The following is a 19,348-nucleotide window of genomic DNA, read 5'->3' as shown; positions in this document are numbered from 1 at the left end:
GAAGCACTATTTGAAAGTGTCGACGTTTTCCGGCGTGATCAGGCGATAAGGCACCCAGACGTTCTGCTCCACCGTCTCGTTTTTGGCCATCTTCACTGCAGTGTCAATCGAGCCGTCTGCCTGACCTTTGGCGTCTTGAAACACTGACACCGCCATGTTGCCTTTCTTGATCGCGTTCAAGCCGTCCGGCGTGCCGTCGACACCCGCAATCAACACACTGCCCTTCTCGACACCGGCCTGTTGCAGCGCCATGGCGGCACCAATCGCCATTTCGTCATTGTTGGAAACCACCGCGTCGAACTTGCGGCCCTGGGTCAGCCAGTCATTGACCAGGGTCATGCCTTTATCCCGCAGCCAGATGCCGGTCTGTTCCTGTTCGATCTTGATGTTCGGGTACTTGGCCAGCACCTCTTTGACGCCCTTGGTGCGATTGGTGGTGGAGTTGTTGGCGAGGTCACCGAGCAGAATCACGATTTCGCCTTTGCCGCCGAGTTTTTCGGCCAGGTACTGCATCTGCATTTCGCCGGCCTCCAAGTCGTTGGACGCGACCGTGACCACACCTTTTGGCAGCTTGAGATCATCAGGGCGACGGTTGACATAGACCAGCGGTATTCCGGCTTTTACCGCGGCTTCGGTGATTTTTCGGGTGGCGGCGGTATCCACCGGGTTGACCACGATGGCGTCGACCTTCTGGCTGATGAAGCTTTCAACCTGGCTCAACTGCTTGACCACGTCGCTGCGCGCATCTTCGAATTGCAGTTGCACACCATCGGGGTAGGACTTGGCTTTCTTGTCCATGGATTCGCGCAGGTAAGTCAGCCAGGTGTCATCGAACTGGGACATGCTGACGCCGATCTTCATATCGGCAAGGGCAGCGCCGCTGACAAACATCAAGGACAGGGCCAGCGAGGCAAAACGCAGATGGGTCTTCATGAACTGTCTTTCTCCACATTCTTGTTGGTTTTATGGATCAGTCGTGACGATTTCTGTAGGCAAAATTGACTCTATTGGAATTTATTTTCTATATCAACTCATTTTAGAATTTTATTCCAAATCCATTCCATGGCCCGCAAACGGGCTCAGTTCGACCACCTGACGTTGCTCGAAACTTTGCCGCGCAGCATCCAGAACACGAGTGCTCGCCAGTGCATCACGGGGCTCGACCGGCAATGGGCCGCCAGTCTGTAACGCGGTTTGTAGCTGTAGATAGAACTGCTGCCAGCAACCCCGCTCCGACGGCACGCGCTCGCGTTCGCCAGCGTGTTCAAACCAGCCCCAGCGCCGATGCTCTTCGACACCCCAGCGTTCACCGGCAGATTTTGGCGAGAGCCCGGCCAGCGCTTGAGCCTCTTGTCCGTCGAGGCCATCAACGCTGTAACAACCCAGCGTTCCCGTGACGCGAAAGCGCGGACCGGGCGAACTTTGCAGGCAACTGCCGCCGAGGTGGGAGACCACCCCGTTGACGTGGGTCAGGGAGACAAAAAAACCGTTGTCGCAGGCCTGGTCTTTGTCCTGGTAATCAAGCTCGGCATACACCTGTCTGACCGGGCCGAACAGCAACAACGCCTGATCCACCAGATGGCTGCCCAGATCGCGCAGAAAACCACCGCCGCTGCTGTTGTTCACTGACTGCGGCGAGTAGCGCTCGACCCGCGATTCAAAGCGCGTGACCTGCCCCAGGGCGCCTGACTCGATGAGTTTACGCACGGTCAGGAAGTCCGAATCCCAGCGGCGATTCTGATAAACGCTGAGCCGCACACCCTGGCGCTCGGCCATGGTGATCAGGGTTTGCGCCTGTTGCGCATCGGCGGCGAACGGCTTGTCACTGACAACCATGACCCCGTGTTCGAGGCCATCGAGCACCAGCGCCGGACGGCCCTTCAGTGGCGTGGAAATCACCAACACATCGACGCCGGCCTCGACCAGTTGGCCGATGCTGTCGAACGCGGCTACGCCGGGGTATTCAGCGGCCAGCAATTGTCGGCGCTCCGGGGAGCGAGTCACCACGCCAGCGAATGTGGCACCGGGCAGACTGCTGAGCAGCGGCGCATGAAAAAAACGGCCGCCGTGGCCGTAACCGACAAGTCCGATACGCATGATTCGACTCCTTCTTATTGTTCTGTGAGCCGCTTACTGGGTAAGCGCGACCTGTTTAGGAGCGAGCCTGCTCGCGATAGCGATGTTTCAGGCGACATCGATGCTGACTGTACTGCCGCCTTCGCGAGCAAGCTCGCTCCCACGGGTATTGCGCACTGAGTCAGCGGCAGAGTTCGCTTTTCACCCGTTCGAGCATCATCCGGTTGGATTCATCCGGTCGGTCTTCCCAGGCGAACACCGAGACCGTGGCAATGCCGTCGAACTTGATCTCGCGCAAGGTGCTGAAAAACGCTTGCCAGTCGACCTCGCCCTGCCCGATGTCCAGATGCTGATGCACGGTCGCGGTAACACCCGGCGGGTTGACGATGTAGCGCAACCCCGACGAGGCCTTGTGGTTGTAGGTGTCGGCGATGATCAGGTGGCTGAGTTTCGAGCCGGCATACTTGAGCATCGAGGCAATATCGCCGACGCCGTCGTCGTAGAAAAACGTGTGCGGTGCGGCGTAGAGGTAGTTGATCCAGTCGCGATCAAGCCCGCGAATGATGTCCACTGACTCGTTGTTGCGCTCGCAGAAATCATAAGGGTGGGCCTGAATATCGAGCTGGATGCCTTCGCGCTCGAACTCGGGGATCAACTCGTCCATCGAGCGCATGAACTGGTTCTCGCATACCAGCGGGTTGTCCGACTGCCCGGTGAATTCGGTGTTGACCAGTTCGCAGTCCATTTCCACGGCAATCTGAATCGCCCGCTTCCAGTTGCGCACGGCGGCAACACGCAAGCCTTCATCGGCGGCGGCCCAGTGGTACATCGGTAATAAGGATGAGAGTTTGACCCCGGTGTCGCTCAAGGCTTTGCGAAACTCCCTGATCCGCGCCTTGTCGACGCGCGGGGCTTTGTAGAACGGCAGAAAGTCTTCGCGAGGCGAGAGTTCGATGTGTTCGTAACCGAGCTCGGCGACCTTGTTGACCATCTTGCCCAAGGGCAGATGGCGGTACATGTAGGGATCCAGTGCGATGCGCATCTTTTTCTCCTGATTGTACTTGGCGCCCCCCTCATCCCAGCCTCCCGGAGTGAGAGGGAGCCGACCGGGTGTTTCTCCGGAGGAGCAGCGACCTGAAAGTCCAGGTTGAATGAATATCTCAAAGACAAGGAGATCAGCCCCCTCTCCTCGGGGAGAGGGTTGAGGTGAGGGGGTGATCTCAAAATCAACCGTAAAAGCGTGGCCGGTCAGGGAGGCTGACTTTTACTATCTGGCCACTGTTCTGAGCTTCGATGCATGCATCTGCCGCGACGGCGGCGGCGAAGCCGTCCCATGCCGAAGGGCCGCCCACCTGACCGGCGCGCACGCCATCGATGAACGCCTGCAACTCGACGTCATAGGCGCCGATGAAGCGGTCCTTCCAGTCCATCAGAATCGCGTTCGACAGCTTGGCGCCGCTGCGCATTTGCACCTGCTGCGGCTCCGGCAGTCTGGCGATGCCGGTCTCCCCCACCACTTCGCACTGGATGTCGTAGCCGTACTGGCAATTGACGAAAACCTCGACATCGATGCGCGTGCCCTTGGCGGTTTCCAGCAGGACGATCTGCGGATCTTTCAAATGCGCCAACGCCTTGCTCGACTTGCGCGGGAACACCACTTGCACCGACACGTAATCGTCATCAAGCAACCAGCGCAGCACATCCAGTTCATGGATCAGCGTGTCGGTAATTGCCATGTCGGTCTTGTAGTTTTCGCCCACGCTCGGGTTGCGATGCGCGCAGTGCAGCATCAACGGCTCACCGATCTGGCCGCTGTCGATCACCGCTTTGAGCGCGCGATAACCTTCATCGTAAGGACGCATGAAACCCACCTGCACCAGACGCTTGCCGTGGGCGACTTCTGCTTCGACGATCTTGCGGCAACCGTCGGCAGTCACCGCCAGCGGTTTCTCGCAGAACACCGGTTTGCCGGCGGCAATCGCTGCCAGCACAAACTCTTCGTGGCTCGGACCCCAGGAGGTGACGAGGATGGCCTCGACTTCTGGCGCCTTGATCAACGCGTGACCGTCCGGGTAAACCTCGGCAGTCAGCTTCAGATCGGCAACAACCCTGGCCGCTTGCTGCAAGTTGATGTCGGTGACAGCGACGACCTGGCTATTAAGCAAAGTCTGGCTGCAACGACGGATGTGATCCTGGCCGATGGCTCCGGTACCGATAACGCCAAGCTTCAAAGACATGAACATTCTCCATTTCGGGTTCAGGACAATCAGTACTGGCGGGCCTTGGCCAACCGTTCATTTAGGGTTTTCGCCACCGCATCGGTGCGCGCACTGGTGGACACCTGCGCCACCCCGACCCGCCACCACGACAGGTATTTGTGGATCATCGTCTTGGGCAGAACCTTGATATCGATCAGCGTCGATACCGTCTGCAAACGCGCATCGGCCAGCGCTGCCTGCAACGCTTCAACCGTGTTCACCTTGTAGCTCTTGCAGCCGTAGGCCGCCGCGCTCATGGCGAAATCCACCGGGACAAAGCCGCCGTCGAGCTTGCCGGTCTCGGGGTTGCGGAAACGGAATTCGGTGCCGAAGCTGTCCATGCCATGTTCCATCTGCAGGTTGTTGATGCAGCCGAACGTCATGTTGTCCAGCAGCACCACGTTGATCTTGCGGCGCTCCTGAATCGAGGTCGCCAGCTCCGAGTGCAGCATCATGTAAGAGCCGTCGCCGACCAGCGCATAGACCTCGCGATCCGGCTCGGCGAGCTTCACGCCCAGCGCCGCATTGACCTCATAACCCATGCACGAATAGCCGTACTCGACGTGGTAAGTGTTGACCCCCTTGCTGCGCCAACTGCGCTGCAAGTCACCGGGCAGGCTGCCGGCGGCGGCGACGATCACCGCGTCATCGGCCAGGGTTTCGTTGAGTACGCCCAGCACGCGGCTCTGGGTCAGGCACGAACCGGTCAGCTCGATGAATTCGCGCAGTACGGCGGGGTCCATGTGGTCGTTGATTTCCGGGACGAAATCCTCAGTCTGGTATTCGGCCTGATAAATCCGCTCAACCTCGGCGTGAAGCTGTGCCTTGGCCGCACGCGGCTGATCGCCCCACTCGGCACGGTAGTCACCGAGAATTTCGCTCAAGGCCTGCAAAGCGCTTTTCGCGTCGGCCAGCAGTTGCACGCCGTCGAGTTTCAGCGCATCGCACGGGCTGATGTTGAGGTTGAGAAACTGCACATCCGGGTGTTTGAACAAGGATTTCGACGCGGTAGTGAAATCGCTGTAGCGGGTGCCGACACCAATGATCAGATCCGCCTCGGGTGCCAGCAGGTTCGCTGCCAGACAGCCGGTTTCGCCGATGCCGCCGAGGTTCAGCGGATGGCTGGAAAGCACCGCGCTTTTGCCCGCCTGGGTTTCGGCGAACGGAATGCCGAAGCGCTCGGCGAACGCCTGCAACGCGGCGTTGGCCCCGGAATACTTCACGCCGCCGCCACAGATCAGCAACGGCTTGCGCTTGCCTTTGATCAGCGCCAGCGCATCGCCGAGCATGGCTTCGGTGGCCGGCCGGCGTTCGATGCGGTGCACGCGTTTTTGCAGGAAGTAATCCGGGTAATCGTAGGCCTCGGCCTGCACGTCCTGCGGCAGCGCCAGAGTCACAGCGCCGGTTTCGGCGGGATCGGTCAGTACGCGCATGGCGTGGATCGCGGCGGTCATCAACTGCTCGGGGCGGCTGATCCGGTCCCAGTATTTGCTCACGGCTTTGAAGGCGTCGTTGGTGCTGATGCTCAGATCGTGGAACTGCTCGATCTGTTGCAGCACCGGGTCCGGCTGGCGGCTGGCGTAGACGTCGCCGGGCAACAACAGCAACGGGATGCGATTGGCGGTTGCGGTGGCCGCTGCGGTAATCATATTCGCTGCGCCCGGCCCTACCGACGAGGTACAGGCGTAGATCTTGCGGCGCAGATGCTGTTTGGCGAAACCGATGGCGGCGTGAGCCATGCCCTGCTCGTTACGGCCCTGATGGACGATCAGGTCGCCGCTGTCCTGCTCCAGCGCCTGACCGAGGCCGAGCACATTACCGTGACCGAAAATCGTGAAGATCCCGGCGACGAACTTGCTCTGCACGCCATCGACTTCGATGTACTGGTTATCGAGAAATTTCACCAGGGCCTGGGCCATGGTCAGTCTTGTTGTGGTCATGCTTGCACCTTTTCCAAAGGTAAATCCCATTCCCCTGCAGGAGCCGTATCAGGTCAGGGATTTTTGTAGGTGGGCCATGCTGGCGTTGATGGCTTGTTCGATATCCGGCAAACCGTGAACGCTGTCAGCGAACGGTTCGAACGATAGATAGCCGGTGTAACCGGTGCTCAACAGCGTGTCGATCTGCGCCGCGTTACCGAGAATGTCGCCCTCGCCCACCAACACCCGATGGCCATCACGAATGCTCGCCAGCGGCGCCTCGGCATCCTCGACGCCGGAGATATGTACCAACCCGGTCAGCTCGGGGAAAAACTCGTGCTCACTGGCGAGGTGATGGTGAAAGGTGTCATGCACCAGCCGAAACACATCCAGCCCGCCAACCGCCTGGATCGCATCCACCGCCGTACGTTTGCGCCGCAGCGAGCACTCCTCGAACCCCAACGGCTCGATGAAGCCGAGAATGCCGTGCTCACGCAGGATCGGCGCGAGTTCGCTCAACGCCGTGCGCAGGCCAACGGCGCGTTGCGCTTGAGTGCGCATGTCGCCGCTATCGTTCAGCGGGCACATGACCAAACCCTGCGCCCCACACTCCCGGGCATACGCGGCGAGTTTTGTGGCTTGGGCTCGACGCTCGTCATTCCACACATCGAACGGATACAGCGCGTTGATCGACAGCACGCTGATGCCTTTCGCCGCACACAATTCACGGACGGTTTGCGCGGCCGTGCCGTCCTCGATTTCCACGCCTTTGAGGTCATTGCGGATCTCGATGGCATCGGCCTTGAGGCTCACCGCCAGATCAATGAACGCAGGCAGGGAAAGCCGTGGAGCGACCATCCGGTTAAGGGCAAAACGCAGGGGGTGAGTCATTCTTGTTGTTCTCCGCGCAGACGAATTATTTGGCAGTCGGCATGCTGAATTCGGGGCCTTTGGCGATGCTGTCGGGCCAGCGTTGCATCACGCTTTTGTAGCGGCTGTAGAAACGCACGCCCTCTTCACCGTAAGCGTGGTGATCGCCGAACAACGAGCGCTTCCAGCCGCCGAACGAGTGCCAGGCCATCGGCACCGGAATCGGCACGTTGATACCGACCATGCCGACCTTGATGGTGCGGGCAAATGCGCGGGCGATGCCGCCATCGCTGGTGAAGCAGGAAACGCCGTTGCCGAACTCATGGGCGTTGATCAATGCCACGGCACTGGCGAAGTCCGGCACGCGGACGATGCCCAGCACCGGGCCGAAAATCTCTTGCTGATAGATGCTCATTTCGCTGCTGACCTGATCGAACAGGGTCGCACCCACGAAGAAACCACCCTCGGCCCCCGGCACTGTGAAACCCCGGCCATCCACCAACAACTGCGCGCCCTGGGCCACACCGTCGCTGATAAAGCCCTCAACCTTGGCCTTGTGCTCAGCCGTCACCAACGGGCCCATTTCGCTGTCGCCCTGCATACCGTTACCGACCTTGAGCTGATCGATACGCGGCAGCAGTTTGGCGATCAAACGATCACCGACATCGCCCACCGCGACAGCAATCGAAATCGCCATGCAACGCTCGCCGGCCGAGCCGTAAGCCGCGCCGATCAAGGCATCGGCGGCCTGATCGAGATCGGCATCGGGCATGACGATCATGTGATTCTTCGCCCCGCCCAGCGCCTGTACACGCTTGCCGCGTGCAGTGGCTTGCTGATGGATGTACTCGGCAATCGGCGTCGAGCCGACAAAGGAAATCGCCTCGATGCCCGGGTGCTGCAACAGCGCATCCACGGCCGTCTTATCGCCCTGCACCACGTTGAACACGCCGTCCGGCAGGCCGGCCTCAGTGAGCAGACGCGCCATCAGCAAACTCGCCGACGGATCACGCTCCGAAGGCTTGAGGATGAAACAGTTACCGGTGACCAGCGCCAGCGGGATCATCCACAGCGGCACCATCACCGGGAAGTTGAACGGCGTAACACCCGCGCAAACACCCAGCGGCTGGCGCAGACTCCAGTTGTCGATGCCACCGCCGATGTTGTCGCTGAAGTCGGTCTTGAGCAGATTCGGCGCGCCACAGGCGTACTCGACGATTTCGATGCCGCGAGTGACCTCGCCCTTGGCATCGGACAGCACTTTGCCGTGCTCGCGGGTGATGATTTCAGCCAGCTCGTTGTGATGACGGTCGAGCAACTCCTTGAACTTGAACATCACCCGCGAACGCCGCAGGGACGATTGCTCGGACCACGCCGGGAAGGCCTTCAGCGCGGACGCGACAGCCTCTTCCACAGTCTTGACGCTGGCCAGCGCCACTTGCGCCTGCACCTCGCCGGTGGCCGGGTTGAACACCTTGCTGAACCGCTCGCCGCTGTCCTGCACCTGACCATCGATGTAGTGGCCAATTACCGGGGCATTGCTCATTGTTATCGTGCTCCGTTCAAACGTGGGAAGTCAGAGATCCAGCAGCCAGCTGTGCTGCGGGTCGTTATGGAACTGCCAGACACGTTTCGGCCCAGCCATGACATTCAGGTAATAAGACTCGTAGCCGTACGGCACGCTGACCGGGTGATAACCCTTGGGCACCACCACCAGATCGCTGTTTTCCACGGCCATGGCCTGATCAATGCTGCGGTCATCGGTGTACACGCGCTGGAACACGAAACCCTGCGGCGGGTTGATCTGGTGGTAATAGGTTTCCTCGAGAAAGCTCTGGTGCGGCAGGTCATCGGTGTCGTGCTTGTGCGGCGGGTAGCTCGACGAATGCCCTGATGGCGTGCGCACTTCCACAACCAGCAGCGAATGCGCCGGTTCGCTGTCCGGCAAGATGTCGCAGACGTAACGGGTGTTGGCGCCTTTGCCACGCACGCTGCGTTTCATCGACTCCGGACGGATCAGCCGTGGCCCGAGGTTGGTGCTGAGCGAACCGGGCGCGGCGCAGACGGCGATTTGTGCGTCACTCAACGCAGTCACCCGCGCCTGACTGCCGGGCGGCAGGTACGCAGCGAACGGTGATTTGTCTTCAAACACCGATTGCCGGTCGCCTAGATTGTCCCACTCGAATGCGCCCTGCCCCGGCGCCTCGCCACTGATGCTGACCCGGCCGCTGAGCAGCACCAGGCACAACTCCTGATCACCGGCTGTCACCGGCAGAGTTTCGCCGAGGCTCAGTCGATAGGCGGCGAACCCGACATACTGAAGACGTCCCTGTTCCAGCTCGACCATGGTGCGGCCATGGGCCTGGCTCTTGACTAGAAGGCTCATCACAAACCCCGTTCGTTGAGCAGGGCGCGCAAGGTGTCGTAGCCCTTTTTTGCGTAGAGGTAACTGGGCGCCACTGCCGGGTCCTGTTCGGCCTCGACCACCAGCCAGCCGTGGTAATCGGCGGCCACCAGTACGTCCAGTAGCGCGGCGAAATCAATGTCGCCATCGCCGGGCACGGTGAACGTGCCGTTGATGATGCAATCCGGGAAGCTCCACAGATTGTTGCGCGCCAGTTGCACCACCGGTTTGCGCACATCCTTGAAATGCACGTGGCAAATGCGTTCGAGGTGTTTCTTCAAAACTTGCAGCGGCTCGCCACCGCCCATGTAGCAATGACCGGAGTCGAACAGCAAACCGACTTCGCTGCCTGTCAGGGCCATGAGTTTGTCGATGTCCGACGGCGACTCGACGTAGGCGCCCATGTGGTGGTGATACGCCAGACGCACGCCTCGGGACAGGGTGAAGCGCGCCAGTTCAGTGAGTTTGTCGGCGTAGGCCTGCCACGCCTGTTCGCTATGAAAACGTGGCCGCTCGACCAACGGAATGCGCTGCCCCTGAATCGAATCGGCGACCTCGCCGTACACCAGAACGGTGGCGCCGTTGTGCGCCAGCAACTCGACATGGCTGGCGATGGCGTCGATTTCCTCGGCCACCGAACGTGTCGCCAGTCGACTCGAATACCAGCCCGACACCAGCGCCAGATCGTAAGGCCGCAGCACGTCACCGACGCCTTTGGCATCCTTGGGAAATTTACCGTTGAGCTCAAAACCTGCGTAACCGATTTCCTTGCCCTCACTCAGCGCTGTGCTCAACGGCGTCTCGCCACCGAGGGACGGCAGATCGTCGTTGCTCCAGGAAATCGGGTTGATGCCAATTCGGATTGCGGGCATGACTGCACCTTTTTATTGTTCTTACCTAACCATTGAATACGACCGTAAACCCTGTGGGAGCTGGCTTGCCAGCGATGGCGTTTCGTCAGTCACCTTCGATGCTGAATGTGCCGCCGTCATCGCTGGCAAGCCAGCTCCCACACGTTCGGTGTGAATGCTTAGCCACGCGCCTTGCGCCAGGCTTCGATCAGTTCGACAAACGTGCCCTGCACCTGGCGGATCAGCGATTCATCATCGATCTCGCCGGCCATCCACGCCCGGCTCGGCTCCTGAAAAATCGTCCGCCCCACCGCAAACCCTCGGCACGTGCGGCTGCCGCTGGCCTGCTGAAAGCCCTCGGCCAACGCCGCTGCCGGCGCATTCAGCCCCAGCAGCACCACGCCACGGCAATACGGATCGCGCTCTTCAATCAGTGCATCCAGTTGCTGCCATTCTTCGGCGCTCTGCGCTTCGATCTTCCACCACGCCGGGTAGATGCCGAGGTTGTACAGGCGCTTCAAGGCGCGATAGAGCACGTCCGGATGGGCCGACGGCAGATCCTTCGGCGGCACAACCTCCAGCAGCAATTCATGCCCGCTGACCTGCGAGGCCTGGTACAAACCCTTGAGCTGCGCCTCCTGCTCCAGCCGCAACATCGGCTCGTCATCAGGATGAAATTGCACCAGGCACTTGATGATTTGCTCCTGTGGCCAGGCAATCAGATTGCTGCCAATCGAACGCCCATGTTCGAACGCCAGCGGCCGTGAGTTCTGCACCTCGACCGGCCGCGCCACCCACCAGCCGCGACCGGTGGCGGCGTTAAGCGAGTCCTGACCGAAACGCTGATCCGCCAGCAACCCGACATCCGCCTCGACACCCTGCTCGCGCAGATCGGCTTCAACGCGCTCCACCGCTTGTATGAACAGTTGCTTCAAAGCGCTGATGCTGGCCAGATCGCGCCCACCCTTCTGCGCCAGTTCGACCAACTGCCAGCGATGATCGAAAGCAAAAATGAACAGCGGTTTCCACTGTTTGCGCGGCACGCTGACCTGATGCAAGCGCTGCAACGTCTCGTCCCGATCCGGCCGGGTGATCGGCACCGGGCTGTTGAACAGATAGTCGAGTTCGGCGCGGGTCGGCATCGCCGGGGCGCAAGCGTGGCGCGACACCACCAGCCCGCCGCAGGCATTGGCCAACTGGCAGCAACGCTCATCCGTGGCGTCCTCGATCCAGCCACTGAGAAACCCCGACATAAAGGCATCACCAGCGCCGAGCACATTCAGCACCTCGACCCGCACGCCGGGGTAGATCGCGCCGTCCTCAAGCCGCACCGGAATCACCCCGTGAATCACCGTGCAACCCTGCGGCCCGAGCTTCACCACCAGCGTCGCGTTGCTCAAGCGCCGCACATTGCGCAGCGCGGTGAGCAGATCTTCAGCACCACCGGCAATCAAAAACTCTTCTTCAGTGCCGACGATCAGATCGAAACGCGGCAGGATCGACTGCACGTGCTGGCTGACATTGCGGTCAGCGACAAACCGCGTCTCGCCATCGGCCTTGCCGGCCAGGCCCCAGAGCACCGGGCGATAGTCGATATCGAGCACACGTCTGACGTTATGTTTTTCGGCGTAATCCAGCGCCTGAATGCTCGCCTTGTAGACGGACTCGGTGGAGAAATGCGTGCCGGTGATCAGCAGCGCCTTGCTGGAGGCAATGAACGCTTCGTTAATGTCCTCGGCGCGCAACGCCATGTCGGCGCAGTTCTCGCGGTAGAACACCAGAGGAAAGGTTTCGCGGTCCTTGAGACCGAGCAGGACCATCGCAGTCAGACGCTCGGGATCAACCTTGATGCCGCTGACATCACAACCCTCGCGGGCCAGCGATTCGAGCAGAAAACGCCCCATATGATCGTCGCCGACCCTGCTCAACATCGCCGACTTCAAGCCCAACCGCGCCGTGCCGAAGGCGATATTGGCCGACGAGCCGCCGAGGTATTTGGCGAAGCTGGAAACGTCCTCAAGCCGCGCCCCGACCTGCTGCGCATAGAGGTCGACGCCGAGGCGCCCGAGGCAAATCAGATCCAATTGACGCCCACTGGCAAAACGAGTCTGGCCCATGCTGGCTCCTGTTATTTTTATCAGCCGTGGTTTTCGTCGATACGTCGAAGAAAACACATTGAGTGGACGCAGACTAAAACGCTCCGCCAGCAATAATCAATATTTATTCTAATTATTTTTTACGTGGAATATTTTTTCCAATACACTTTCGTACGGGCGCTCCAGACGCGGTGCATCGATTCAGCATCGACCGCCAACCGTGCAAGCCAAGATTTTATTAGGGCCTACCCTGTAGACTGCGCACAGCCAACCTATTGTCATGGCCTGCCGCGCATCACCCCAGGCCTATAAGAACAAGCCAGAAGGATTTTTTATGTCCCGCACCGATCAGCCGGCTACCGACGAGCGCCCCACCGACAGCGACCTCGCCAGCCCCCCGATCAATGCCGAGCGTCTGCTGCAGCTGATCACCGAAGAATATGAAGCCCTGCCGCGCCAGCTCAAACGCATCGCCAGCTACATGAGCCAGCAGAGCGACCGGATCATGGTCGACCGCATCAGCGACATCGCCCGCGAGTGCGAAGTGCACCCGTCGGCCATCGTGCGCTTCTCGCAGCGCTTCGGTTTCAGCGGTTTCAGCGAAATGCAGGCGCTGTTCCGCGAGGCCTACACACACAAAGCCACGCCGGTGCAGAACTACCAGCAACGCATCCGCAGCATGATCGCCAACAAGTCGCAGAAGGCCAGCGCCGGCGACCTCGCCCGCGAATGCGTCGATGCCACCCTCTCCGGCATCGAACGCCTGGGCCAGGAACTCGACGACGCGGCGTTTGAAAAAGCCGTCGATCTGGTGGTCAACGCCGACAACATCTACGTGGTCGGCGTGCGCCGCTCCTTCGCGGTCGCCGACTACCTCGTCTACAACCTGCAACACACCAACAAACGCATCCACCTGGTCTCCGGCCTCGGCGGCAGCTACCGCGAACAGATGCGCAGCGTGCGCGCCAACGACCTCGTCATCGCGATCAGCTTCACCCCGTACGCCAAGGAAACCCAACACTGCCTGCGCATCGCCCAGCACCATCAGGCGAAAACCCTGATCCTCACCGACAGCAACCTCTCGCCACTGGCGAAACGCGCCAACACCGTGCTGCTGGTCAACGAAGGCAGCTCGTTCGCCTTCCGCTCGTTGAGCGCGACGCTGTGTTTGTGTCAGGCGTTGTTTATCGCCGTGGCGTATAGGCTCGAACTGAAGGTGGACGAGATTCACGAACAGGTTGGATTCGAGGACTGACAATTCCTTCAAGCTCGGCTAGGTTATGCCTTCCCCCGGTTCGACTTGAAGGAACGCGTCATGAAACTGATCGGCATGCTGGACTCCCCCTACGTGCGCCGCGTGGCGATCTCCGCCAAACGCCTGGGGATCGACCTCGAACACGAGTCGGTCTCGGTGTTCCGCCACTTCGAGCAATTCCAGCAGATCAATCCGGTGGTCAAGGCGCCCACGCTGATCCTCGACGACGGCGTTGTGCTCATGGACTCGACCCTCATCCTCGACTACCTCGAAGCCGCCTCCGGCAAAAGCCTCCTGCCCAAAGAGTTGGGCCAGCGCGCACACGCCCTGCGCCTGATCGGCCTTAGCCTCGCCGCCTGCGAAAAAGCCGTGCAGCTGTATTACGAACGCAACCTGCGCCCGGCCGACATCCAGTATCAGCCGTGGGTCGAACGCGTCGAAGGCCAACTCGCCGCCGCGTTCACCGCACTCGAACATGAACTAGAAAAGACCGGCCTGCCCACCGACGGCACCCTGACCCAAGCCGGCATCAGCCTCGCCGTCGCCTGGAGCTTCACCGACCTCGTCGTCCCCGATCAGATCGATGTAGCGCGCTATCCCCACATCGCCCGATACACCGCGTACGCCGAAACGCTTGAAGCGTTCGTCAGCACGCCGATGACCTGACCATGAGCGCGACCGAAACCGCCGCACCCGCGCTCAAGGAAATCTTCAACGCCGAACGCCTGAAACACATCGCCACAGAAATGAGCTCCGTGTATCCGGCGTTCAAGGCCAAGGCGTTTCTCAAACACGCCAATGAAGGCCTCGCTGATTTATCCGTGATGCAACGCATGGCCCGCGTCAGCGAAAGCCTGCACGCCGTGCTGCCGCTGGACTACGAAGATTCCCTCGACGTGCTGCGCGAACTCGCACCACGGCTCAACAGCGGATTCGTCAGCATGTGCCTGCCGCACTACGTCGCCAGCTACGGCGCGCACGCCTTCGACACCTCAATGCAAGCCCTGAAGTACTTCACCACCTTCGGCTCCTCCGAATTCGCCATCCGCCACTTCCTGCGCAACGACCTCGAACGCTCACTGGAACTGATGCACGACTGGACCCAAGACGAAAACCACCACGTCCGCCGACTCGCCAGCGAAGGCAGCCGCCCTCGCCTGCCGTGGTCGTTCCGCTTGGAACCGGTGCAGGCTGATCCGCAATTGGCCGCAGGGATACTCGATCGGTTGAAGGCGGATGAGAGTTTGTACGTGCGCAAATCCGTGGCGAATCATTTGAATGACGTGACGAAGGTGCATCCGAAGTGGGTGCTGGACACGATTGAAGGTTGGTCGCTGGAAAACAAACACACGGCGTGGATTGCCAAGCATGCGCTGCGGAGTTTGATTAAACAGGGGGATTTGCGGGCGCTGACAGTGATTGGGGCTGGGCGGAAGCCTGAGGTCGAGTTGCTTGATGTGAAAGTTGAGCCGGCGGTGGTGAGGCTGGGGGAAGCGATTACGTTGTCATTTGTGTTGAAGTCGACGGTGGCGGAAGAGCAGCGGCTGGTGATTGATTATGCGATTGACTATGTGAAGGCGAATGGCGGGGTTTCGGCCAAGGTATTTAAGTTGAAGACGGTGGTATTGGCGGGGTTTGGGAGTGTGGTGGTGGGACGGCGCCAGGTGATTAAGGATTTTACGACGCGCAAGCATTTTGCTGGGGGACATGGGGTGAAAGTGATGGTTAATGGGGAGGTGTTGGCAGCTACCGCGTTTAACATCATTGCGGGATGACGCCACAAAGAGATTTAGTGGGTCTGGAAAGGGTTGAACAGGTGCGAAATCGAGGGTGAGCCAGTTTTAGCCCATATTGGGCAGCTATTCACGAAGGACTGCTAACGGTCGGAACAGGACGATGAAGTCCCAAGATTTTTTCAACAAACGGAGTCCCCCACATGGAAGTCATCAATCATTTGCAGCCAGAAGCGTGTGCAGGCATGGAGGAAATCCGGCGCGAGATCGATGCCCTTGATCAGGCTGTCATTCAGCTGTTGGGCAAGCGCTTTCACTACGTACTCGCGGCCTCGAAGTTCAAGACCTCGGCGACTTCAGTTCGTGCGCCAGAGCGGTTCAAAGCCATGCTGGTCACTCGACGCGAGTGGGCAGAGGCGGAGGGACTGAATCCGGATGCAGTCGAGAAAATGTACAGCGACCTGGTGAATCACTTCATTGCAGAAGAGATGAAGCACTGGGCTGCTCAACAAGCTGACACTTGAAACCAGTGGCCGGGCTGTCTGCCGTGAGGATTGGATTTCGGTCAGTCATGACAGGCAGCAATCGGCCAAAAGCGGTCGCCCAACTGCTTCACCCTCGCTTAAGGACCAGCCAAGTGATATACCGCGCTTGGGTCTAATGCATGACACAAACAGGCAATCTCAAGATGCGATTCTCAATTTATAGCGGATTGGTTTTGGTGGGCTACTCGGCGCTCGATTACGGAGATCCCCCGATGGGCGTTGCTTTCGGCCAATTCGAACCTGCCGATGGGTACGCAGCTATCCAGAACCAGTGCTCCACGAACCATCTCGACCAGACCGTTCTGGATCTTTCTGTTCAGACCGAAGCGGGTCTGGTCATTCCATGTGCGGGTCTGGCCATCTTGGATTACTCCGAAGAGCTCGCGCCACCGAGCATCGAAGTGAACATTTTCGGCATTCCACATCCGCTCTATGGCGAGCTGTTTCCTCAGCACGTCACCCTGTATGAGCGTCAATTCAGCTAATCGGAATGTCCCGCCGATGTCCGCTTCGGATTGTGGACTCAACCGGCCATTAGCTGTCCTTCACGAAGGGCAGCTTTGGGTCGCCTTCTGCCCGTCGCGAGACGGGAGAAAACGGCCCAATACAGCCGGTCTGCACTGGCAGAAGTGGGTCAAAAGCGGAATTTATCTGCTATGACACCAATAGCGATTTGGTCTTTGAGATAGGCTGTAAAAGTATGATTACTACAGTGAGCCAAGATGATTGCTTAAGCTATTTCGTCGTCGTGCATGGCGTTGACATTGAGACCTACGAACGATTGGCCGTTCACTTCGAATGTCGTCGTGGCGGCATGCGAGTGACGGACGGAAGCAGGTATATCTCTATCCCAGTCACGATGGCTACCTCAGGGGGCACCCTTGCCTGGGTCAAAACCGAACTCGGCGGGCGCTACTGTGAGCTGTATTTAATAGTGTGCGTCGCAACCAAATTGTCTTGGAACGAGGTTGTCATCAACTCTGAGATTGCTTTGCTCGCCGGTCAAGCTGGTGCGGCGATTAAGGTTGCTTTTAAACAAGCGTGATTTCATCTCTGCAATATCCACTTTGGGTCGAAAGCAGCCTTTTATGACTGGCTTACAGCCGTTCGTAAAAGGCCACAATCGGCCAAGCACTCATGACGTCGTCCGGTAAACATCAAAACCCAGCGTGCTCTCGATAGTGAGCGGACAGGGCTGAACGCCCCCTAACCTCATATCAGTGCTGAGCCGCGTTTACATTCGAGACTTTCACCCAAGCCACGGATCATCTCCATCAATGCCTTCACCCGCAGCGGTAAATTTCCGGCCGGGTATACCGCGTGCATCTGTGGGCTCTCACCGCTGCTGGAGGTGAGTTTGTACTCAGGACAAACCCGCAACAGGCGCCCCGCTTCCACTTCGGGCTCCGCCATCCAGTCCGCCAAGCGGGCGATCCCGACGCCTGCCAGGGCTGCCTGGAATACCGCCAGACCGGAGCTGAAACGAAATTTTGGATGAACCCGAAAGCTGATGGCCTGCTGCTCACTGCGAAAATTCCACTCCTTGAGAATCCGTGGCGCCGTATGCAGGATCAGCGAATGCGAGTCCAGTGCCTCGATGGAGTCGGGTATGCCGTTGCGCGCCAGGTAGCCGGGGCTGGCATACAGATAACGTGAGTAACTCCAGAGCGCAAAGCCGATCAATTCGCTGGATTGTGGAAACGCGCCGCGAATCGAGAAGTCCAGCTTGCTCTTGGCCGGGTCGATGATCTCATCGGTGAAAATCACATCGATGTTTACGTCTGGATAACGCTCACAGTACTGCGCGATCAACCGGGGCAATACCCCGTTTCCGAGAATCTCGGGGGCGGAAAAACGGATCCAGCCGGAGGCCAGACCGCTGAGGCCGGCGAGGTCTTCATCCACCTCACGTTGCAGATCGAGCATTTTGTACGCGTGGTGCAATAAGCATTCACCCGCTTCGGTCAAGCTCACGGCATTGGACGAGCGATTGAACAACTTGAGCCCCACACTTTCCTCCAGGGCTTGAACGGCGCGGGTCAGTGCGCTGGGGGAGCGCCCCAGAGTCCGTGCCGCGGCGACGAAGCTGCGCTTGCGAGCCACGGTCGCGAAGGCTTCAAGTTCCCCCAACATATTCAATGCCACTCTCCACCTCATTGCATTTTTCACAACGCGGCATTGCAACACAAAAAAGTCCCTTCCGTTAACCTTCCCGTTTAACCCACAAGGATTGGGCAAACAGGAGCGCAAGGACGTGTCGAAGCTGGATAAAGAAATCGGGAAAGTCGCAGCTTGTGTTGATGAAGTCATTCATGAATGGCTGGAAAAAAAACCAGTGACGTCGATTCGACGGGAGATACCGCAAATTCATCTGTCGCTCGAAGAACAACGCACACTTCAGGTCGGTCTGGCATCGCTGGACGTGACCGATAGCGCCTCGGGTATCCGCCACATGCCGGTCCTGGGGCAGTTGCTGGAAAGTATCCTGTGCACCGAGAAAATCCAGCAGCTACGCAACTTTCCAAAGTCCCGTGAAGTGGCGATGATCGTCAGGGGGTTGCCGCTGGACCCGCAATTGCCCGCCACGCCCTATGACCTGGAGCCGGGTATCGAGAACCTGTCGACGCTGGCCGGGGCTATTTTGTCCGTGCTGCAAACGCTGCAAACCCGTCCACTGGCGTACGAGGGTGAAAGCAGCGACACCGTGTTCCGTCACGTTTCGCCCAAGCAAAAGCGAGAGACCGAAAAGAGCTCCTATGGCTCGCGCGCGGATCTGGACATGCATGTCGACAACCCTCACCTGCCTTTGACCTGCGAACCCGTCTCGCAGTTGTCGGCCTGTCCGGAGTACCTGTCCCTGACCGGCCTGCGCTGTGAGCTCGACGTACCGACGCGTATCGTCGCCATTGACGAGGTGCTGGCCATTCTGCCGGCCTGGGTCGAAGAAGAATTGTCACGGCCGAAATTCACCGTTCGCCGGCCGGCCTCCTTCGGCAAACAGGGGAATGTGCTGGAAAACGTCCCCTTGCTGTACAGAAGCGCAACCGATGGCCTGTATTGCCGCTACAACAAAGCGAGTGTCGAAACGACCTGCGCCAATGCGCAGTTTGCCCTCCAACTGTTCGCCGCCGCCGCCAATCATTCCGATGTCGTGCACCACATACTGCTGCAACCAGGCGACATGCTGATCTTCAAGAACCAGCAAACCCTGCATGCCCGAGATGGTTTTACACCCCGCTACGACGGCCGTGATCGCTGGATGTTGCGCGTCTTCGGGGTCAATGATCCGGCACGCGTCGTGCCGCTGGACCCTCATCAACCCTATATAGTCAGAGCCTGAT

Annotated in this window: 18 protein-coding genes; 7 read left to right on the top strand and 11 right to left on the bottom strand. The window is 59.4% G+C overall.

Annotated elements, in window-relative coordinates; translation table 11 throughout:
* Window positions 1–6: 6 nt before the first annotated feature.
* From ACVVH8_RS11860 to ACVVH8_RS11815, 10 genes are all read right to left on the bottom strand, one after another.
* Window positions 7–933, bottom strand: coding sequence for a sugar ABC transporter substrate-binding protein (locus ACVVH8_RS11860; RefSeq protein ID WP_103303412.1), 927 nt, complete (start codon window positions 931–933; stop codon window positions 7–9).
* A 111-nt stretch (window positions 934–1,044) separates the two neighbouring features.
* Entirely contained in the window at window positions 1,045–2,097 is a 1,053-nt protein-coding gene (locus ACVVH8_RS11855) for a Gfo/Idh/MocA family protein (protein WP_475230289.1), read from the bottom strand.
* Between the two features lie 160 nt (window positions 2,098–2,257).
* Window positions 2,258–3,118 (bottom strand): sugar phosphate isomerase/epimerase family protein, encoded by an 861-nt coding sequence (locus ACVVH8_RS11850; RefSeq protein ID WP_475230286.1) that lies wholly within the window; start codon window positions 3,116–3,118, stop codon window positions 2,258–2,260.
* A gap of 184 nt (window positions 3,119–3,302) precedes the next feature.
* The gene (iolG, locus tag ACVVH8_RS11845) at window positions 3,303–4,313 is read right to left on the bottom strand and encodes a bifunctional inositol 2-dehydrogenase/D-chiro-inositol 1-dehydrogenase (protein ID WP_103303409.1); all 1,011 of its coding nucleotides are present in this window, start codon (window positions 4,311–4,313) and stop codon (window positions 3,303–3,305) included.
* A gap of 29 nt (window positions 4,314–4,342) precedes the next feature.
* Window positions 4,343–6,274, bottom strand: coding sequence for a 3D-(3,5/4)-trihydroxycyclohexane-1,2-dione acylhydrolase (decyclizing) (gene iolD / locus ACVVH8_RS11840; RefSeq protein WP_475230283.1), 1,932 nt, complete (start codon window positions 6,272–6,274; stop codon window positions 4,343–4,345).
* Window positions 6,275–6,322: 48 nt separating this feature from the next.
* Window positions 6,323–7,144 carry a TIM barrel protein gene (locus tag ACVVH8_RS11835; protein ID WP_475230281.1) on the bottom strand — a complete coding sequence of 274 codons (822 nt, stop codon included), beginning with the start codon at window positions 7,142–7,144 and terminating at the stop codon, window positions 6,323–6,325.
* A 25-nt stretch (window positions 7,145–7,169) separates the two neighbouring features.
* Window positions 7,170–8,669 carry a CoA-acylating methylmalonate-semialdehyde dehydrogenase gene (locus ACVVH8_RS11830; protein WP_475230278.1) on the bottom strand — a complete coding sequence of 500 codons (1,500 nt, stop codon included), beginning with the start codon at window positions 8,667–8,669 and terminating at the stop codon, window positions 7,170–7,172.
* A 30-nt stretch (window positions 8,670–8,699) separates the two neighbouring features.
* Window positions 8,700–9,509 (bottom strand): 5-deoxy-glucuronate isomerase, encoded by an 810-nt coding sequence (gene iolB / locus ACVVH8_RS11825; protein ID WP_475230276.1) that lies wholly within the window; start codon window positions 9,507–9,509, stop codon window positions 8,700–8,702.
* Entirely contained in the window at window positions 9,509–10,399 is an 891-nt protein-coding gene (gene iolE / locus ACVVH8_RS11820) for a myo-inosose-2 dehydratase (RefSeq protein WP_475230273.1), read from the bottom strand. The genes iolB and iolE overlap by 1 nt, the downstream gene beginning before the upstream one ends.
* A gap of 158 nt (window positions 10,400–10,557) precedes the next feature.
* Window positions 10,558–12,495: a bifunctional 5-dehydro-2-deoxygluconokinase/5-dehydro-2-deoxyphosphogluconate aldolase gene (locus tag ACVVH8_RS11815; RefSeq protein WP_475230270.1), complete on the bottom strand. Its 1,938-nt coding sequence runs from the start codon at window positions 12,493–12,495 to the stop codon at window positions 10,558–10,560.
* 313 nt (window positions 12,496–12,808) lie between these two features.
* Between ACVVH8_RS11815 and ACVVH8_RS11810 the strand changes: the two genes are divergently transcribed.
* The 6 genes from ACVVH8_RS11810 (at window position 12,809) to ACVVH8_RS11785 (ending at window position 17,052) form a co-directional block, all read left to right on the top strand.
* Window positions 12,809–13,729 (top strand): MurR/RpiR family transcriptional regulator, encoded by a 921-nt coding sequence (locus ACVVH8_RS11810; protein WP_103303402.1) that lies wholly within the window; start codon window positions 12,809–12,811, stop codon window positions 13,727–13,729.
* Between the two features lie 60 nt (window positions 13,730–13,789).
* Window positions 13,790–14,395 carry a glutathione S-transferase gene (locus tag ACVVH8_RS11805; protein ID WP_475230267.1) on the top strand — a complete coding sequence of 202 codons (606 nt, stop codon included), beginning with the start codon at window positions 13,790–13,792 and terminating at the stop codon, window positions 14,393–14,395.
* A 2-nt stretch (window positions 14,396–14,397) separates the two neighbouring features.
* The gene (locus ACVVH8_RS11800) at window positions 14,398–15,504 is read left to right on the top strand and encodes a DNA alkylation repair protein (protein ID WP_475230265.1); all 1,107 of its coding nucleotides are present in this window, start codon (window positions 14,398–14,400) and stop codon (window positions 15,502–15,504) included.
* Between the two features lie 161 nt (window positions 15,505–15,665).
* Window positions 15,666–15,986, top strand: a complete 321-nt coding sequence (locus ACVVH8_RS11795) for an isochorismate lyase (protein ID WP_475230262.1) — start codon at window positions 15,666–15,668, stop codon at window positions 15,984–15,986.
* Between the two features lie 233 nt (window positions 15,987–16,219).
* Window positions 16,220–16,492 (top strand): hypothetical protein, encoded by a 273-nt coding sequence (locus ACVVH8_RS11790; RefSeq protein ID WP_475230259.1) that lies wholly within the window; start codon window positions 16,220–16,222, stop codon window positions 16,490–16,492.
* Window positions 16,493–16,707: 215 nt separating this feature from the next.
* Complete coding sequence (locus ACVVH8_RS11785; RefSeq protein WP_103303398.1) at window positions 16,708–17,052, top strand: hypothetical protein; 345 nt, start codon at window positions 16,708–16,710, stop codon at window positions 17,050–17,052.
* Between the two features lie 167 nt (window positions 17,053–17,219).
* On the opposite strand, the gene ACVVH8_RS11780 is transcribed toward ACVVH8_RS11785, so the two are convergent.
* Complete coding sequence (locus ACVVH8_RS11780) at window positions 17,220–18,152, bottom strand: LysR family transcriptional regulator (protein WP_475231160.1); 933 nt, start codon at window positions 18,150–18,152, stop codon at window positions 17,220–17,222.
* A 109-nt stretch (window positions 18,153–18,261) separates the two neighbouring features.
* Between ACVVH8_RS11780 and ACVVH8_RS11775 the strand changes: the two genes are divergently transcribed.
* On the top strand, window positions 18,262–19,347 hold the full coding sequence (locus tag ACVVH8_RS11775; protein ID WP_475230257.1) for a TauD/TfdA family dioxygenase: 1,086 nt from the start codon (window positions 18,262–18,264) through the stop codon (window positions 19,345–19,347).
* The last annotated feature ends 1 nt before the right edge of the window (window position 19,348 follow it).

The organism is Pseudomonas trutticola BRTCR10 (assembly GCF_056155105.1).
The sequence above is the reverse complement of the archived record's forward strand: the minus strand, read 5'-3'. Positions and strand labels throughout refer to the sequence as shown.